15 protein-coding genes are annotated in these 16,568 nt (G+C 68.4%); 6 read left to right on the forward strand and 9 right to left on the reverse strand.

Features of this window, described 5'->3' with window-relative positions:
• Positions 1–85 precede the first annotated feature (85 nt).
• The 3 genes from tkt to K2W61_RS13940 all read left to right on the forward strand — a co-directional run bounded on the left by tkt (position 86) and on the right by K2W61_RS13940 (position 4,439).
• Entirely contained in the window at positions 86–2,122 is a 2,037-nt protein-coding gene (tkt, locus tag K2W61_RS13930) for a transketolase (RefSeq protein ID WP_236755854.1), read from the forward strand.
• A 15-nt stretch (positions 2,123–2,137) separates the two neighbouring features.
• Complete coding sequence (gene gap, locus K2W61_RS13935) at positions 2,138–3,148, forward strand: type I glyceraldehyde-3-phosphate dehydrogenase (protein ID WP_175133875.1); 1,011 nt, start codon at positions 2,138–2,140, stop codon at positions 3,146–3,148.
• A gap of 97 nt (positions 3,149–3,245) precedes the next feature.
• A complete protein-coding gene (locus K2W61_RS13940; RefSeq protein WP_175133874.1) occupies positions 3,246–4,439 on the forward strand; it encodes a phosphoglycerate kinase in 1,194 nt (397 codons plus the stop codon).
• A 117-nt stretch (positions 4,440–4,556) separates the two neighbouring features.
• On the opposite strand, the gene K2W61_RS13945 is transcribed toward K2W61_RS13940, so the two are convergent.
• Positions 4,557–5,537, reverse strand: coding sequence for a Bug family tripartite tricarboxylate transporter substrate binding protein (locus tag K2W61_RS13945; RefSeq protein WP_175133873.1), 981 nt, complete (start codon positions 5,535–5,537; stop codon positions 4,557–4,559).
• A 297-nt stretch (positions 5,538–5,834) separates the two neighbouring features.
• On the opposite strand from K2W61_RS13945, the gene K2W61_RS13950 reads away from it, so the two are divergent.
• A complete protein-coding gene (locus K2W61_RS13950) occupies positions 5,835–7,526 on the forward strand; it encodes a SulP family inorganic anion transporter (RefSeq protein ID WP_175133872.1) in 1,692 nt (563 codons plus the stop codon).
• A 7-nt stretch (positions 7,527–7,533) separates the two neighbouring features.
• Here K2W61_RS13950 and fabI read toward each other — a convergent pair whose 3' ends face one another.
• The 8 genes from fabI to K2W61_RS13990 form a co-directional block, all read right to left on the reverse strand.
• Entirely contained in the window at positions 7,534–8,307 is a 774-nt protein-coding gene (gene fabI / locus K2W61_RS13955) for an enoyl-ACP reductase FabI (protein WP_175133871.1), read from the reverse strand.
• Positions 8,304–9,488, reverse strand: coding sequence for an acetate/propionate family kinase (locus tag K2W61_RS13960; protein WP_236755855.1), 1,185 nt, complete (start codon positions 9,486–9,488; stop codon positions 8,304–8,306). Before K2W61_RS13960 ends, fabI begins: the two co-directional genes overlap by 4 nt.
• Positions 9,489–9,590: 102 nt before the next feature.
• Complete coding sequence (locus K2W61_RS13965; RefSeq protein WP_175141599.1) at positions 9,591–10,535, reverse strand: phosphate acetyltransferase; 945 nt, start codon at positions 10,533–10,535, stop codon at positions 9,591–9,593.
• Positions 10,532–12,889 carry a DUF3141 domain-containing protein gene (locus K2W61_RS13970; RefSeq protein ID WP_175133868.1) on the reverse strand — a complete coding sequence of 786 codons (2,358 nt, stop codon included), beginning with the start codon at positions 12,887–12,889 and terminating at the stop codon, positions 10,532–10,534. Before K2W61_RS13970 ends, K2W61_RS13965 begins: the two co-directional genes overlap by 4 nt.
• 183 nt (positions 12,890–13,072) lie before the next feature.
• Positions 13,073–13,474 (reverse strand): VOC family protein, encoded by a 402-nt coding sequence (locus K2W61_RS13975; protein WP_236755856.1) that lies wholly within the window; start codon positions 13,472–13,474, stop codon positions 13,073–13,075.
• A 22-nt stretch (positions 13,475–13,496) separates the two neighbouring features.
• The gene (gene yfcF / locus K2W61_RS13980; RefSeq protein ID WP_175133866.1) at positions 13,497–14,132 is read right to left on the reverse strand and encodes a glutathione transferase; all 636 of its coding nucleotides are present in this window, start codon (positions 14,130–14,132) and stop codon (positions 13,497–13,499) included.
• Between the two features lie 94 nt (positions 14,133–14,226).
• Positions 14,227–14,556, reverse strand: a complete 330-nt coding sequence (locus K2W61_RS13985) for a DHCW motif cupin fold protein (protein ID WP_175133865.1) — start codon at positions 14,554–14,556, stop codon at positions 14,227–14,229.
• Positions 14,557–14,613: 57 nt separating this feature from the next.
• On the reverse strand, positions 14,614–15,099 hold the full coding sequence (locus tag K2W61_RS13990; protein ID WP_175141606.1) for a GNAT family N-acetyltransferase: 486 nt from the start codon (positions 15,097–15,099) through the stop codon (positions 14,614–14,616).
• 190 nt (positions 15,100–15,289) lie between these two features.
• Here K2W61_RS13990 and K2W61_RS13995 point away from each other — a divergent pair, with 190 nt between their 5' ends.
• Together K2W61_RS13995 and K2W61_RS14000 are read left to right on the forward strand one after the other, a co-directional pair.
• A complete protein-coding gene (locus K2W61_RS13995) occupies positions 15,290–16,237 on the forward strand; it encodes a DnaJ C-terminal domain-containing protein (RefSeq protein ID WP_175141605.1) in 948 nt (315 codons plus the stop codon).
• Positions 16,238–16,239: 2 nt separating this feature from the next.
• Positions 16,240–16,554 carry a chaperone modulator CbpM gene (locus tag K2W61_RS14000; RefSeq protein WP_175133864.1) on the forward strand — a complete coding sequence of 105 codons (315 nt, stop codon included), beginning with the start codon at positions 16,240–16,242 and terminating at the stop codon, positions 16,552–16,554.
• Positions 16,555–16,568: the final 14 nt, after the last annotated feature.

A 16,568-nucleotide genomic window follows, 5' to 3' on the forward strand; every position in this document is an offset into this window, starting at 1 on the left:
CAGGTGTTAAAATCGTCTGCTTCGCAACCTACTCAACTGGCCCCCATTTCCTGCATGGGCGAGCCAGCTTCAAAGAGCCTTCCGAATGAGCAATCCGACCGCCCCTAAACTTGCCTTGGCGGATGCCATCCGCGTCCTCGCGATGGATGCCGTGCAACAAGCGAACTCCGGGCACCCGGGCGCTCCCATGGGCATGGCGGAAATCGCCCAGGCCCTCTGGATCGGCAATCTGCGCCACAACCCCAAGGATCCCGCCTGGGCCAACCGCGACCGCTTCGTGCTGTCCAACGGCCACGGCTCGATGCTGATCTACGCGCTGCTGCACCTGACCGGCTACGACCTGCCGATCGAAGAACTGAAGAATTTCCGCCAACTGCATTCCAAGACGCCGGGCCACCCCGAAGTGGGCATCACGCCGGGCGTGGAAACCACCACCGGCCCGCTGGGCCAGGGCCTGGGTAATGCCGTCGGCATGGCGCTGGCCGAAGCGCTGCTGGCCGCCGAGTTCAACAAGCCCGGCCACACCATCGTCGACCACCACACCTACGCCTTCACCGGCGACGGCTGCCTGATGGAAGGCATTTCGCACGAAGTGTGCTCGCTGGCCGGCACCCTCAAGCTGTCCAAGCTGGTGGTGCTGTACGACGACAACGGCATTTCCATCGACGGCCACGTCGAGCACTGGTTCGCCGACGACACCGCCAAGCGCTTCGAAGGCTACGGCTGGAACGTCATCCGTGGCGTCGATGGCCACGACGCCGCCGCCGTGGACGCCGCTATCAAGGCCGCCCGCGCGCAATCGGAAAAGCCCACGCTGATCGTCTGCCGCACCGTCATCGGCAAGGGTTCGCCCAACATGGCCGGCACCCACAACGTGCACGGCGCCCCGCTGGGCAAGGACGAGATCGCCGCCACCCGCGCCGCGCTGGGCTGGTCGGCCGAGCCGTTCCAGATCCCGCAGGACATCTACGACGGCTGGGACGGCCGCAAGACCGGCGCCGCCGCGCAGGCCGAATGGCAGTCGGCGTTCGACGCCTACGCCGCCGAATTCCCGGCCGAGGCCGCCGAGTTCACCCGCCGCATGCAGGGCAAACTGCCGGCCGGCTACGCCGAACAGTTCCAGGCGTTCCTGAATGCCACGCTGGAAAAGGCCGAAACCGTCGCCACCCGCAAGGCTTCGCAGTTCGCGATCACGGCGCTGGCCGCCGCGCTGCCGGAAATGCTCGGCGGCTCGGCCGACCTGACCGGCTCCAACTTCACCGACTGGAAGGACGTGGCCGCCGTGCGCGCCGGCGACAAGGGCATCCAGTTCGGCCGCCACATCAACTACGGCGTGCGCGAGTTCGGCATGGCCGCCATCATGAATGGCGTGGCGCTGCATGGCGGCTACCTGCCGTTCGGCGGCACCTTCCTGACCTTCTCCGACTACTCGCGCAACGCCATCCGCATGGCCGCGCTGATGAGGCAACGCGTGGTGCACGTGTTCACGCACGACTCCATCGGCCTGGGCGAAGACGGCCCGACCCACCAGTCGATCGAGCACGCCGCCAGCCTGCGCCTGATTCCCAACCTGTCGCTCTGGCGCCCCTGCGACACGGCCGAGACCGCCGTGGCCTGGAACGCCGCCGTGACGCGTCCGGCCAGCATCGGCATGGACGTGCATGACGGCGGCCCGACGGCGCTGCTGCTGTCGCGCCAGAACCTGCCGTTCGTGCAGCGCGATGCCGCCACCGTGGACGCCATCGCCCGCGGCGGTTATGTGCTGCGCGACGCCGAAGGCGCCCGTGCCGTGATCATCGCCACCGGTTCCGAAGTCGCCATCGCCCTGGACGCGCAAGCCCAGCTGGCCAAGGAAGGCATCGCGGTGCGCGTGGTGTCCATGCCGAGCACCGACGTGTTCGACAAGCAGGACGCCGCCTGGAAGCAGTCGGTGCTGCCCAAGGGCCTGCCGCGCGTGGCCGTCGAGGCCGGCGTGACCGCCTTCTGGCACAAGTACGTGGGCCTGGAAGGCGCCGTGGTCGGCATCGACCGCTACGGCGAATCCGCCCCGGCCGGCGCGCTGTTCAAGTTCTTCGGGCTGACCGCCGACAAGGTGGCCGAGACCGTCAAGCAAGTTCTGTAAAAAAGGAGCCTAGTCATGACCATTCGCGTCGCCATCAACGGTTACGGTCGCATCGGCCGCAACATCCTGCGTGCCCACTACGAAGGTGGCAAGAAGCACGATATCGAAATCGTCGCCATCAACGACCTGGGCGATCCCAAGACCAACGCCCACCTGACCCGCTACGACACCGCCCACGGCAAGTTCCCGGGCACCGTCGAGGTCGACGGCGAGTTCATGGTCGTCAACGGCGACAAGATCCGCGTGCTGGCCAACCGCAACCCGGCCGAACTGCCGTGGGGCGAGCTGAAGGTCGACGTGGTGCTGGAATGCACCGGCTTCTTCACCACCAAGGAAAAGGCCGGCGCGCACATCAAGGGCGGCGCCAAGAAGGTCATCATCTCGGCTCCCGGTGGCAAGGACGTTGACGCCACCGTCGTCTACGGCGTCAACCACGGCGTGCTGAAGGCCTCCGACACCGTCATCTCGAACGCCTCGTGCACCACCAACTGCCTGGCCCCGCTGGTCAAGCCGCTGAACGACAAGCTGGGCCTGGAAAACGGCCTGATGACGACCGTCCACGCCTACACCAACGACCAGGTCCTGACCGACGTCTACCACGAAGACCTGCGCCGCGCGCGTTCGGCCACCATGAGCATGATCCCGACCAAGACCGGCGCCGCCGCCGCGGTCGGCCTGGTGCTGCCGGAACTGAACGGCAAGCTGGACGGCTACGCCATCCGCGTCCCGACCATCAACGTGTCGATCGTCGACCTGTCCTTCGTGGCCAAGCGCGACACGACCGTCGAGGAAGTGAACGGCATCCTGAAGGCCGCCTCGGAAGGCGAGCTCAAGGGCATCCTGGACTACAACACCGAGCCCCTGGTCTCGGTGGACTACAACCACAACCCGGCCTCCAGCACCGTCGACGCGTCGCTGACCAAGGTCTCGGGCCGCCTGGTCAAGGTTTCGTCCTGGTACGACAACGAGTGGGGCTTCTCGAACCGCATGCTCGACACCACCGTCGCGCTGATGTCGGCCAAGTAAGCACCGCTGTCGGGTCGAAGGGGACGAACAGGTTTTCCGCCACGGCGGAAGGCGGGTTCGTCCCCTTTGCTCGCCAACTCTAGGAGAAGCAAAGCATATGCCCAAGGTCAATACCCTGTCCGCGCTGGCCAAGGCCGGCGCCCTGTCCGGCAAGCGCGTGTTCATCCGCGCCGATCTGAACGTGCCGTTCGACGACGCCGGCCGCATTTCCGAAGACACCCGCATCCGCGCCTCGGTGCCCGGCATCCGCCTGGCGCTGGACGCCGGCGCCGCGGTGATGGTCACCTCGCACCTGGGCCGTCCCAAGGAAGGCGAGCTGACCGAAGCCGATTCGCTGGCCAAGGTCGGCCAGCGCCTGTCCGAGCTGCTCGGCATGCCGGTGCCGCTGGTGCGCGACTGGGTCGACGGCGTCAAGGTCGAGCCGGGCCTGGTGGTGCTGCTGGAAAACTGCCGCGTCAACGTCGGCGAGAAAAAGGACGACGAGGCGCTGTCACGCAAGATGGCGGCGCTGTGCGACGTCTACGTCAACGACGCTTTCGGCACGGCGCACCGCGCCGAGGCCACCACGCACGGCATCGCGCGCTTCGCGCCGGTGGCCTGCGCCGGCCCGCTGCTGGAAGCCGAACTGGACGCGCTGGGCCGCGCGCTGCATGAGCCCAAGCGCCCGCTGGTGGCGATCGTCGGCGGTTCCAAGGTGTCGACCAAGCTGTCGATCCTGCAATCGCTGGCCGACAAGGTCGATCAGTTGGTGGTGGGCGGCGGCATCGCCAACACCTTCATGCTGGCGGCGGGGCTGCCGATCGGCAAGTCGCTGGCCGAGCCGGACCAGGTGGATCAGGCGCGCGCCGTGATCGAGCTGATGAAGCAGCGCGGCGCGGATGTGCCGATCCCGGTGGACGTGGTGTGCGCCAAGGCCTTCGGCGCGGACGCCGAAGCCACGGTGAAGGCGGCCGATGCGGTTGCCGCCGACGACATGATCCTGGATATCGGCCCGCAGACCGCGCAGCAACTGGCCGAAATCCTGAAGAGCGCCGGCACCATCGTGTGGAACGGTCCGGTGGGCGTGTTCGAGTTCGACCAGTTCGCCAATGGCACCAAGGTGGTGGCGCAGGCGATCGCCGATTCCGAGGGCTTTTCGATCGCGGGCGGCGGCGACACGCTGGCGGCGATCGCCAAGTATGGCATCGGCGATCAGGTGGGCTATATCTCGACCGGTGGCGGCGCATTCCTGGAGTTCCTGGAAGGCAAGACCTTGCCGGCGGTGGCCGTGCTGGAAGAGCGGGCCAACTAAGTCGGCCTGATTCGATCAGAAAGCCGCTCCTTCCGGAGCGGCTTTTTCATGGGCGCTTTCCGCCGCTGCGCCCGGGCGGGGATCGAGCCCGCCGCTGCGCGCGCGGGTTCGCGGCGTTTATTCCATCTTCGCGCCTGAGAGTTTGACGATGCCGGCGTAGCGGTCGATCTCGCTGCGCATGAAGGCGCCGAACTGGGCGGGGGTCTGGCCGGCGGGGACGATGGCGCCCATGGATTCCATGCGCTGGCGCATGGCGGGGTCGGCGGTGATGGCGTTGATGTCGTGGTTCAGCCGCTGGACGATGGCGTCGGGCGTGCCGGCCGGCGCGACGATGCCGTACCAGGCGGAGGCATACATATCGCTGACGCCGGCTTCGGCGAAGGTTGGCACGTTCGGCAGCGCGGGCAGGCGCTGGCGCGCGGCGACGGCGAGGGCGCGCAGGGCGCCGGCCTGGACCTGGGCCAGCGAACCGGTGTCGATCATCATGTCGACCTGGCCGGCGAGCAGGTCGGAGACGGCCGGACCGCTGCCTTTGTAGGGGATGTGCAGGATGTCGACGCCGGTGCGGGCGTTGAACATGGAGCCGGCCAGGTGCTGCGACGAGCCGACGCCGCCAGAACCATAATTGAGCTTGCCGGGCGCGGCCTTGGCGGCGTCGATCAACTGCCGCACGGACTGGTAGGGCGACTGCTTCGGCACTTCCAGGATATTGGGAATTTCGGCCACAAAGGCGATAGGGGCGAAGTCCTTGACCGGATCGAAGCCCAGGCGCGCGTACAGATGCGGGTTGGCGGCATTGGTGGAGCTGGTGGCGACCAGCAGCGTATAGCCGTCGGGCTTTTCGCGCACGAAGGCGGCGGTGCCGATATTGCCGCCGGCCCCCGCCTTGTTGTCGACGATCACGGTCTGGCCCAGGCGCTCGCTCAGGCGTTGCGCCAGCATGCGGCCCAGGGCGTCGGTGGCGCCGCCCGGGGGCCAGGGCACGACCAGCTTGATGGGGTGGTCGGGATAGGCCTGGGCCTGCGACAGGGCGGGGAAGGCGGCGAACGCGGCCAGTGCGAGCGCGCTGGCGGCGCGACGCAGGAATGCGTGCGGCATGGAGTCTCCTGTTTGCGCGGTCCGGGGGACGGCCGCGCTGTTTGTTATCGGGGGCTGTCGGCGACAGCCTGCGTGCGGCATTGGTGCCGCGTATGGGGTGGCACGACTCTACGCAAATTGGCACTTGATAAAAAGGGATAAATATTTAAGAAAATACATTCCTTTTTGGAATGAAGGGGCAGGCAGGCACACGCGGATTTGATCTGCCGCCGATGCGGGGCGGCCGGACTGGTGTAGGCTTGGCGCTCGCCCGCGCTCTGCGGTTCTTCGGTCCTATTTCGCCTGTCCCGCAGTCCCATGAACCTACGCTTTCTTCCTGGCCTGAACAATCTGCGGGGCATGACCCGGCAGTCCGCCGGCCGCGACATCGCCGCAGGCCTGAGCGTGGCCGCGGTGGCGTTGCCGGTGGGGCTGGCGTACGCGGCGATGATGGGCGTCCCGCCGGTGGCGGGCCTGTGGGCGGCGATCGCCGGCATGTTGGGCTATGCGCTGTTCGGTTCCTCGCGCACGTTGATCGTGGGGCCGGACACCGCCACCTGCACGCTGATCGCGGCAACCCTGACCAGCATGGCGCTGACCTCGCCCGAGGAGCGCCTGATGGCCGCGACCGGCATCGCGCTGACGGTGGGCGTGGGATGCCTGATCGCGCGGCTGCTGCGCCTGGGCGTGCTGGCGAACCTGCTGTCGCGGCCGGTGCTGATCGGCTACATGGCGGGCGTGGCGGTGACGTTGGCGATCTCGCAATTGAGCGGCCTGACCGGGGTGGGGCTGCGCAACAGCGGTCTGGTGCATCCGTTCCTGGAACTTACGCGGCGCGTGTCCGAGATCCGCATACCGACCCTGTGCCTGGGGATCGCGTCGTGCCTGCTGTTGGTCGCCATCAAGCGTTGGCGGCCGACCTGGCCCGGACCGATCATGCTGGTGGTGGGGGCCTGTCTGCTGTCGTGGCTGTTCGATTTTCCCCGTCTCGGCATCGCCGTGGTGGGCGAAGTGCCGGCCGGACTGCCGGCCCTGCGACTGCCGGTGCGGCTGGAGGGCGTGGACGACCTCCTGCTGGGCGCGGCGGGGGTGCTGGTGGTGAGTTTTTCCAGCGGCATCGTGACCGCGCGCAGCTTCGCCGCGCGCACCGGCGAGCATGTCGATCCGAACCGCGAGCTGGTCGGTTTCGGTGCGGCCAACGTGGCGGCGGGATTGTTCCAGGGGTTTGTGGTGACAGGCGCCGATTCACGCACGGCGGTGGGCCTGGCCGCCGGCGGGTCGTCGCCGCTGGTGGGCGTGAGCGCGGCGCTGGCGCTGGCGGTAGTGGTGGGCCTGCTGAGCGCGCCGCTCTATTGGCTGCCGCAGGCGGTGTTATCGGCCATCCTGCTGCTGGCGGCCGCCAGCCTGTTCGATGGCCAGGCCTTCATGCGGCTGGCGCGCATCTCGCGCATCGAACTGGCGTTCGGCATCCTGGCGGCGGTGGGGGTGGTGGGCTTCGGCGTGCTGCAGGGCGTGGCGGTGTCGGTGGGCGCCACGCTGCTGTACGCCATGTACGTCTCGGGCAATCCGCGCGATGCCTTGCTGGGCCGTCTGCCGGGCGAATCGGTGCTGGGCAAGATGCACCTGAACCCGCAGGCCCAACCGGTGCCGGGCACGGTGATCTGGCTGTTCGAATCCTCGGTGTGGTTCTTCAATGCCGACGCGTTCCGCCGCCGCGCGCGCGAGGTCATCGAGCAGGCCGGCGACGCCACCTGGTTCGTGCTCGACGCCGAGGCCATGACGCAGGCCGATGCCGACGCGATCGAGGCGCTGTATGAATTGCGGCGCGAACTGCGCGACCGCGATATGGTGCTGCTGGTGGCCGGCGGCCACGGCCAGTTCCGCCTGGCGCTGGAGCGCTCCGGCCTGGCCGAGCGCATAGGCCGCGACAAGATCTTCCCCACGCCCGAACAGGCGGTCGAGGCCATCGAGCGCTGGCGCCAGGGGCCGGCGCCGGCAACGCTGGCCTGACGTGCCTTCAATCGATGATGTGATAACCGCCGTCGATGTACAGCGTCTGGCCGGTCATGCGGCGGGCGGCATCGGTGGCAAGCCAGGCGGTAGCCTCGCCGACGTCGTCGATCGACACCAGGCTGCGGGCTGGCGCCTTGGCCTGGGCGCGGTCGAGCAACGCATCGAACTCGGCGATGCCCGAGGCGGCGCGGGTCTTGAGCGGCCCGGGTGAAATGGCGTGCACGCGGATGCCCTGCGGGCCAAGCTCGGCCGCCAGGTAGCGGGTGGCCGATTCCAGCGCGGCCTTCACCGGGCCCATCATGTTGTAGTGCTCGACCACCATCTGCGAGCCGTAGTAGCTCATGCAGAACAAGGTGCCGCCGGCCGGCATCAGCGGCTCGGCCAGTTTGGCCATGCGAATGAACGACCAGCACGACACGTCCATGGCCGTGAGGAAGCCGTCGCGCGAGCAGTCGGTGACGCGGCCGTGCAGGTCTTCGCGCGGGGCGTAGGCGATGGAGTGCAGCACGAAGTCCAGGCCGCCCCATTCGCGGGTGATGCGCTCGAACACGGCCTCCAGTTCGCCCTCGCGCAGCAGGTCCAGCGGCAGCAGCAGCGGCGCGTCGACCTGGCGCGCCAGCGGCTCGACGTGCGGGCGCGCCTTGTCGTTCAGGTAGGTCACCGCCAGTTCCGCGCCCAGGGCACGGAACGCCTTGGCGCAGCCCCAGGCGATGGAGTCGGCGTTGGCGATGCCGGTGACCAGGCCGCGCTTGCCGGCGAGGGGAAGCGGCGCGTTCATCGCTGTTGCACCAGGGCCAGGGTGTGCTGGGCGATGATCAGCTCTTCGTTGGTGCGCACCACGTATACGCCGATGCGGCTGTCGTCGCTGGAAATGCGCGGCCCGTGACGCGCGTTGCGTTCCGGGTCGAGCTTGATGCCGAGCCAGCCCCAGTGTTCGCTGATGGCCTGGCGGATCTCGGCCGAGTTCTCGCCGACGCCGGCGGTGAAGACAATGCCGTCGATGCCATTCATGGCGCAGCCCAGCCCGATCATGCCTTCGGCCACACGCCAGGCGAAGTACTTCAGCGCCAGCTTGGCCGACGGCGCGTCGCTGGCCAGCAGTTCGCGCATGTCGTTGCTGATGCCGGACAGTCCCTTCATGCCGCAGTCGTGATACAGCATATGCTCGATCTCGTCGTGCGACATGCCCTGCTCCATCATCCACAGCACCACGCCCGCATCCAGGCGGCCCGGACGCGTGCCCATCGGCAGGCCTTCGAGGGCGGTGAAGCCCATGGTGCTGTCGACGCTTTTGCCCTGGTGCATGGCGCAGGCGGATACGCCCGAGCCCAGGTGCGCGGCGATGATCCTGCCCATGGCGATCTCGGGCAGCGCCTGGCGCAGCCGCTGCGCGATGTACTCGTACGACAGCCCATGGAAGCCGTAGCGGCGCACGCCTTGCTGGTAGAGCGATTCGGGCAGCGCGTAGCGGTCGGCGACGTCGGAATGGCTACGGTGGAAGGCGGTGTCGAAACAGGCCACCTGCGGGATCCAGGGGCGCCGCTCGCGGATCACGCGGATCGGCGCCAGGTTGTTGGGCTGATGCAGCGGCGCCAGCGGCGTGAGGGTGTCGAGCCTGGCGAGGATGGCGTCGTCGATCAGTACCGGCTCGGCCAGGTCGGGGCCGCCGTGCACCACGCGGTGGCCCACCGCCAGCGGCGCCCCGCCCAGGTGGCCGCTGAGCCAGGTGCCGACCACCTCCTGGCCGTTGGGCACGTCGGGCGCGTGGCTGGGCGCAATGTCGCGTTCCACCAGCGTGTGGCCGGCCGCGTCGCGCACCCGCAGGCGCGGATGACTGGTGCCGATGCCTTCGAGCTGGCCGCCCAGCCGCGGCGCCAGCGCCTGCTTGTCGTCGATGTCGTACAGGTAGAACTTGATGCTGGAACTGCCGGCGTTGATGACGAGGATGGTGTCGGACATGGGGCGATCGCCTCCGGTTGCAACGAACGGACAAGGCGGGGCCGGGATGGATCGCTCCGCGCCGCGTGCGCGGGGGTGTCGATCCAAGCCGGGCCCGCCGCTTCAGGCCAGCGCACGCGCCTGCTGCGTGGCCAGGTGGTTCGCGTAGATCGCCGCCACCGCGCACGAGGCCAGGCGCGAGCGCGGGCTGTCGGCGCGGCTGGTCAGGATGATCGGCACGCGCGCGCCCAGCACGATGCCGGCGGCCTCGGCATTGGCCAGAAACGTCAGGTTCTTGGCCAGCATATTGCCGGCTTCCAGGTCGGGCACCACCAGCACCTGGGCCACGCCCGCCACCAGCGAACGGATGCCCTTGATGCGGGCGGCGTCGGGGCTGATGGCGTTGTCCAGCGCCAGCGGGCCGTCGAGTACGCCGCCGACAATCTGGCCACGGTCGGCCATCTTGCACAGCGCGGCGGCCTCGATGGTGCTGGGGATGTTGGGCGTGACCTGTTCCACCGCCGACAGGATCGCCACGCGCGGTTCGCCCAGGCCCAGGCCGTGGTGCAGGTCGATGACGTTGCGGATGATGTCGGCCTTGGTTTCCAGGTCCGGGAAGATGTTGATGGCCGCGTCGGTGATGAACAGCGGCTCGGGGTAGGTCGGCACTTCCATGATGAAGACATGGCTGATACGCCGGCCGCTGCGCAGGCCGGTGGCGCGCGCCACCACCTCGTGCATCAGCTCGTCGGTGTGCAGGCTGCCTTTCATCAGCAGCGCGGCCTCGCCGCCGCGCACCAGCGCGACCGCGCATTCGGCCGCGGCGTGGCTGTGCGGGGCATCGACGATGCGGGCGTCGCCCAGGTGGAGCCGGTATTGCGCGGCGGTGTCGCGGATCTTGTGTTCCGGCCCCACCAGGATGGGGTGCAGCAGCCCGAGGTCGCGCGCTTCGAGCGCGGCCGACAGCGACGGTTCGTCGCAGGGATGGGCGATGGCGCAGGGGGTGGGCGCCAGGGTCTGGGCGCGCGCGATGAGCTTGTCGTAGTGTGTCGAGGGGGGCAGGCTCATTCTGGTTTGGCCTTGGCGGTGGCGGGTTTGCGGACGCGCGTGGCGGGGGCGGCAGCCTTTTTGCGGGCGGCGGCCTGCTTCCGGGCGGGGGCGGGCTTGGCGTCGGCGGGCGGCTCGATACGGGCGGTCGCGGCCCGCACCGCCTTGCGCGCGCGCGGCGCTGGCGCTTGCTGCTGCGCGCGGCGCGCGGCGGTCTCGAAGATCTGTTCCATCTCGGCCAGGCTGGCGCGGGCGGCCGGACTCAGGGGCTCGGCGGCTTCCAGCACGTGCTTCATCATGGCCAGCGCCTCGCGGATGGCGGCCGGCGTGGCGTCTTCCAGCAAATGCGGCATGGTCTTGAGCACGGCGGCCGAATCGAGCCGCATCATCATGGCCTGGTCGCGGGTGATGTCCTTGAATTCCTGCAAGGTCATGGCGTTGCCCGCTTCGGCCCGCATCTTGCGGATCAGCGCGAAGCTGCGCTCGTCCAGGCCACCCTCGGCGCCGGCCACGTACAGCAGCATGCGGATGGCGGCCACGCGCAGGCCGCCTTCCTGCAGCAGCGATCGCAACTCGGCGGCTCGTTCTTGCATGAAGCGGCGGTGTTCCGGCGAGACGCCCGGGTGGCGGCGCGGCGGCCCTTCCTTGGCCCCCAGGCCGGCCATGTCCTGGACCAGCGGCGAGCCATACACGTTCATGAACGTGCGCTCATCGGCCGAGTCGCGCAGTTCCTGGAAGATGTTCAGGCTGGTCTCGATCAGCTTGGACATCATCTCCTGGGCCTGCAGGAACGGATTGTCGGGCGCCACCGGCTGGCGGTGCTCGCGCACCCGCTCGGCGACCTGGGCGATCGGGGCGATCAGCGGATTGCGGTCGGACACCAGTTCATACGGCAGGCGCAGGGGATGCAGGCGCTGGCTCCACTCGGCCGATTGTGGCGTCACCAGGGCGCGCAGCCACGGCTGCAGGAAGCTGCGGTACATGCCCAGGTTGATGTCGGAGATGCGGGCCACGGCGGCAAAGCGCAGGTCGTCATCTTCCTTGCGCTCGACGATGGCGCGCACGTCGTCCATGTTGCGCTGCTCGAACGACAGCACGTAGTTGCCGTAGGCCAGATCGGCGTTGGGCGTGTCGGGGGTCTTGTCGGTGATCTCGGCCTGGTAGATGCCCGGCGGCAGCACATCGATCATGTCGATGTTGGAGGTGAATTCCTGGTGCTCCTTGCGCGCCACGCTGCCTGACACGAAGATGCCCAGGTGGCCGATGCTTTCGTGCACGGCATAGACGATGGTCTGGTCGTGCGCCAGCACTTCGGCATCGTCCTGGTACAGGTCGGGGATCCAGCCCAGCGCCTGCGGCGGCGGGGTGATGTTGTCGCCCTTGGAGCAGAACACCACGATCGGCGAGCGAATGTTGCGCAGGTCGATGCGGATGCCGTCGGAGGTCACCAGCCCGGCGGTCGAGAGGCGGTTGCCGACGAACAGGTTGTCGACGATGTACTGGATTTCCGGCCCGTTCAGGAACACGTGGCCGCCCCACCATTTCTCGAAGCTCAGATAGCGGCCGGCTTCGGTGTCGACTTTGGAATACAGGTTGTATTGCTTGGACCAGAGCGTGTTGGCGGGGTTGAGGTTCTCGAAGTTCTGCACCAGCCAGGCGCCGTCGAACTTGCCGTTGCCCAGGTCGCTGGTCAGGGCGGTGAGCCAGCTGCCGCCGAGCAGGCCGCCAGCGTAGCGCATCGGGTTCATGCCGCGCCAGCCGGCCCAGTAGGACAGCGGCGCGCCGGCGATGATGATGGGGCCGAACAGCTCGGGACGTACGGCGGCGGTCATCATGATCTGCCAGCCGGCCTGGCAATTGGCCACCACCACTGGCTTGCCTTCGGCGTCCGGGTGGCGCGCGATGATGGTTTCCAGGAAATGGGCCTCGGCCTTCATCACGTCTTCGACGGTCTGGGTCGGCACGGGTTGGGGCAGGAAGGTGGCGAAATAGCAGGGGTGGCCGGCGCGCACCGCCACGCCGATCTCGCTCTCGGGCTTGAAGCCGCCGATGCCGGGGCCGTGTCCGGCGCGCGGGTCGACCACCAGGAAGGGGCGCTTGATCGGGTCCACCACCACGCCCTCGGGCGGCTTGATGCGCAGCAGGCCGTAATTGACCGGGCGCGGCAGCTCGCGGCCGTCCAGCACCAGTTCGTACTCCATGCTGAGCACGTTGGGGGCCCGCTTGGCCATGTGTTCGTGGTACTGGTTGCCGCGTTGGCGCATGACGTCTGCGTACAGCACGCCGCGCTGCCACGCGTCCACGGCATATTCATAGGCGGCCGTCCAGGGGTTGAAGGACGGCGCCGAAACGCGATCGTTGCCGGATCCGGCCATGGCGATCTCCTGTAGGTAGCTCCCGGCAGCGGGGGCTGCCGGCCCGGTTCCTCAAGTGGAACCAGCTGACTTGACCCCCCCATTACACCTGAATGGATGTTGCATCGCAACATGGGGACGGTTGATGCAAGTCAAATGCCCGGAACTATCTGTCCCTTCTTGATTGCAGCGCCGCGCCGGGCCTCATGGCGCGTCGTGGCAGACGGCTTCGATGCGGTTGCCCGACGGGTCCGACAGGAAAGCGGCGTAGTAATGCGGATGGTACTGCGGACGCGGCCCCGGGGGCCCCGCGTCGCGCCCGCCGTGGGCCAGGCCGGCGGCATGGAAGGCGTCCACCGCAGCGCGGCTGGCGGCCTTGAAGCACCAATGGCGGCGTGCCGGCGGCGTGGGCGAGGCGGCGGGGTCGGCCTGCACGCTCAGGTAGGTGTGGCCGGCGTCGCCGGGGCGGCAGCGCTCGCCGTAGCCCAGCGCGTCGGTCTGGTCGTAGACCTTGACCGCGCCCAGGGCGGCCATGACGGCGTCGTAGAACGGCCGGGCGCTGTCGAGCCCGGCGACGCTGATGGAGACGTGATCCAGCAATTGCATGGCGTTCTCCGCGGTGGCCGGGCTAGGCGCGGGCGGCGGCGTTGTGGTCCAGCCACTGCCGGACCGAGGGCCGTTGCCACTGGATTTCGACATAGGCGCGCAGCGACTCGGGCAGTTCGTCCTGCCACAGGCGCCGCAGCGCCACCGCAAGGTCCAGATCGGCGATGCTCCAGGCGTCGAACAGGCTGGCCTGGCCGGCGCCGATCAGCGCGCTGGCCACCTGGATCAGTTTGGCCGCGGCCGCATGGCCGGCGTCCGACAGCGGCTGGCCGGCTTCACCATGGAACACCCCCTCGGTCGGACGTTCCTGACGCAGGGCGGCCAGGTCGCTGCGCAGCCAGGCCTGCAACTGGCGGGCGCGGGCACGTTCACGCGGCTGGGCCGGATACAGCGCGGTACAGGCCGGCGCCGGATACAGGTCTTCCAGGTATTCCGCGATGGCGGTCGATTCGGTCAGGTTGAAGTCGCCGTGGGTCAGCGCCGGCACGCGCGCGGTCAGGGCGCGGCACTGGTACGGCTGCATGCGCTGTTCGCCGGCCTCGAGGTCGATCAGGCGCACCTCGAACGGCAGCTTTTTCTCGGCCAGCGCCACATAGACCGACAGGGCGTAGGGGCTCAGGAACTGGGAATCGACGTACAGCGTAAACGGGGCGCCCAAGTGCATCTCCGGTCAGGCGGTTGAATAGTGGCCGCGCGAGGCGGCGCAGCGCAAAGCGTAACGCAACTGAAATTCAGCGTGTCGCGCCCGCGCGTCAGTCGACGATGAACAGCTTGGCGCCGACGGCTGTGGACGAGCGGTGCGGCTCAGCCTGGTCGGCCACCTGGTAGCTCATGCCGGGCGTCAGCACGAAGGTGCGGCCGTCTTCCAGCTCGGTGTGCAGTTCGCCTTCGAGGCACAACAGGATGTGGCCCTTGCTGCACCAATGATCCGCCAGGTAGCCCGGCGTGTATTCGACCATGCGCACGCGCAGGTCGCCGAACTGGCGGGTGCGCCAGTAGGCCATGCCGGTATCGCCGGGGTGCTCGGTGGGTTCGACCTCGGACCAGTCGGTGGTGCCGAAGGGGATGTTGCTCATCTTCATGGTGGATTTCCTGGTGGCGGCGCGCTCACGGGCGCCGTGGTAATGCGGATGCGGGGGTCAGGCGGCCAGTTTCTTCTGCCAGAACATGGCGCGGCCGGTCGCTTCGTCCAGCGAGTAGCCTTCGTAGCCCAGCTTGCGGTACAGGCCCTGGGCCACCTGATTGCCTTCCAGCACTTCCAGCGTGATCTTGCAGCAGCCCAGGCGTTGGGCGCGATCTTCCAGCGCGGCCAGCAACTGCTTGCCCACGCCCTGGCCCTGGAAGCGCGGCGAGACGGCCAGGTCGTGCAGGTTCAACAGCGGCCGACAGGCGAAGGTCGAGAAGCCCTCGATATAGATGGCCACACCGGCGGCCGCGCCATCGACCCGCGCCAGCAGCGCGCGCGCCGTCGGCCGTTTCGCCAGTTCCGCGATCAGGTTGCGCTGCGCGTACTCGGGCAGGGGCGTGTTGCCGCCCATGGGGCCGCTGGCATACTCGTTGAGCATGGCCATGACCTGCTGGCCGTGTTCCGGGTTGTTGAAGTCGACGTCGATGATTTCCAGCACGATCGGTTCCTGTTCGTTGGCGATGGCTCGCCCCGCCCGGCGGCGGGCGATGCGACCGCTCATTATGCGCGAAGCGGCCTGACTGACGAAACGCATTGAAAAATCGCCCCGTAACCCCTATCTTCTTTCCAATCAGGGCCGAATCCGGCGCGAGCCGCCTTTGGCTGCAACCCTTACCATGGGCTGGAAAATGGAGTTCAAGGACTACTACAGCATTCTTGGTGTGGAGCGCGGCGCCACCGAAGACGAAATTCGCCGCTCCTACCGCAAGCTCGCCCGCAAATACCACCCCGACGTCAGCAAGGAAAGCGACGCCGAGGCGCGCATGCGCGATGTCAACGAAGCCTACGACGTGCTGCGCGACAAGGAAAAGCGCGAGGCCTACGACAACCTTGCCGCCGGCGTGTCGCCGGGCGGGGGCTTCCAGCCGCCGCCGGGATGGGACGAGGGCTTCGAGTTCCATCGCGGCCCCGCGTCGGGCGAAGAGGCCCAGTTCAGCGAGTTCTTCTCGTCGCTGTTCGGCGGCCGCGGCCAGCGCGGCGCGGGGCGGGGCCATGAACAGGCGTTTCGCGCCCGTGGCGACGATCACCACGCGGCCATCGAGGTCGACCTGGAAGACGCGTTGCAAGGCGCGACCCGCGACATCAGCCTGCGCGCCATGAAGCTCGACGACCAGGGGCGCCCGCAGATGCAGACCCGCACGCTCAGCGTGCGCATCCCGCCGGGGGTGCGCGAAGGCCAGTTCATCCGCCTGTCCGGGCAGGGCATGCCGGGCTATGGCGGCGGCGAGAACGGCGACCTGTACCTGGAGGTGCGCTTCAAGCCCCACCCCCGCTACCGTGTCGAAGGCCGCGACCTGTACATGACGCTGCCGGTGGCGCCCTGGGAAGCGGCGCTGGGCGCCAAGGTCAATGCGCCCACGCCCGGCGGCACGGTCGAGGTCTCGGTGCCGGCGGGGTCGGGCAATGGCCGCAAGTTGCGGCTGCGCGGCCGCGGCATTCCGGGCGATCCGCCTGGCGACCTGTACCTGGTGCTGGATCTGGCGTTGCCGCCGGCCGACAGCGAGGCGGCCAAGGAGGCCTACCGCAAGCTGCAGCAGGAACTGCCGTTCAACCCGCGCCGCCACCTGGGGGTCTGAGCATGAAAAAAATCGTCATCAGCAGCGCCACCGTGGTGGACAAGTCACAGCCGCTCAGCGCCGACGACCTGGCCCGCGCCTGCTGCGCCGAGGTCGAATGGGTCGCGCAACTGGTGGAGGTCGGCATCGTCGACGCCCGCGGTCCGCGTCCGGCCGAATGGCGCTTCTACAGCGTCGACCTGCAGCGCGCGCTGCACGCCCGCCGCCTGGAGCGTGACTTCGGGGCGGGCCTGGACGCCGTGGCGCTGATCCTGGACCTGAGCCAGGAAGTGCGCCGCCTGAAGGCGCAGTTACGCGCGCTGGGCGCCGAGGAATAGGGCGCGGGCCTGTC

Origin of the sequence: Achromobacter pulmonis (assembly GCF_021733725.1) — a bacterium.
In the GTDB taxonomy this organism is placed as follows: domain Bacteria; phylum Pseudomonadota; class Gammaproteobacteria; order Burkholderiales; family Burkholderiaceae_B; genus Achromobacter; species Achromobacter pulmonis.

Coding starts and splice junctions, on each gene's coding strand:
- tkt (WP_236755854.1), top strand. CDS start 86: ATGAGCAATCCGACCGCCCCTAAACTTGCCTTGGCGGATGCCATCCGC.
- gap (WP_175133875.1), top strand. CDS start 2,138: ATGACCATTCGCGTCGCCATCAACGGTTACGGTCGCATCGGCCGCAAC.
- K2W61_RS13940 (WP_175133874.1), top strand. CDS start 3,246: ATGCCCAAGGTCAATACCCTGTCCGCGCTGGCCAAGGCCGGCGCCCTG.
- K2W61_RS13945 (WP_175133873.1), bottom strand. CDS start 5,537: ATGCCGCACGCATTCCTGCGTCGCGCCGCCAGCGCGCTCGCACTGGCC.
- K2W61_RS13950 (WP_175133872.1), top strand. CDS start 5,835: ATGAACCTACGCTTTCTTCCTGGCCTGAACAATCTGCGGGGCATGACC.
- fabI (WP_175133871.1), bottom strand. CDS start 8,307: ATGAACGCGCCGCTTCCCCTCGCCGGCAAGCGCGGCCTGGTCACCGGC.
- K2W61_RS13960 (WP_236755855.1), bottom strand. CDS start 9,488: ATGTCCGACACCATCCTCGTCATCAACGCCGGCAGTTCCAGCATCAAG.
- K2W61_RS13965 (WP_175141599.1), bottom strand. CDS start 10,535: ATGAGCCTGCCCCCCTCGACACACTACGACAAGCTCATCGCGCGCGCC.
- K2W61_RS13970 (WP_175133868.1), bottom strand. CDS start 12,889: ATGGCCGGATCCGGCAACGATCGCGTTTCGGCGCCGTCCTTCAACCCC.
- K2W61_RS13975 (WP_236755856.1), bottom strand. CDS start 13,474: ATGCAATTGCTGGATCACGTCTCCATCAGCGTCGCCGGGCTCGACAGC.
- K2W61_RS13985 (WP_175133865.1), bottom strand. CDS start 14,556: ATGAAGATGAGCAACATCCCCTTCGGCACCACCGACTGGTCCGAGGTC.
- K2W61_RS13995 (WP_175141605.1), top strand. CDS start 15,290: ATGGAGTTCAAGGACTACTACAGCATTCTTGGTGTGGAGCGCGGCGCC.
- K2W61_RS14000 (WP_175133864.1), top strand. CDS start 16,240: ATGAAAAAAATCGTCATCAGCAGCGCCACCGTGGTGGACAAGTCACAG.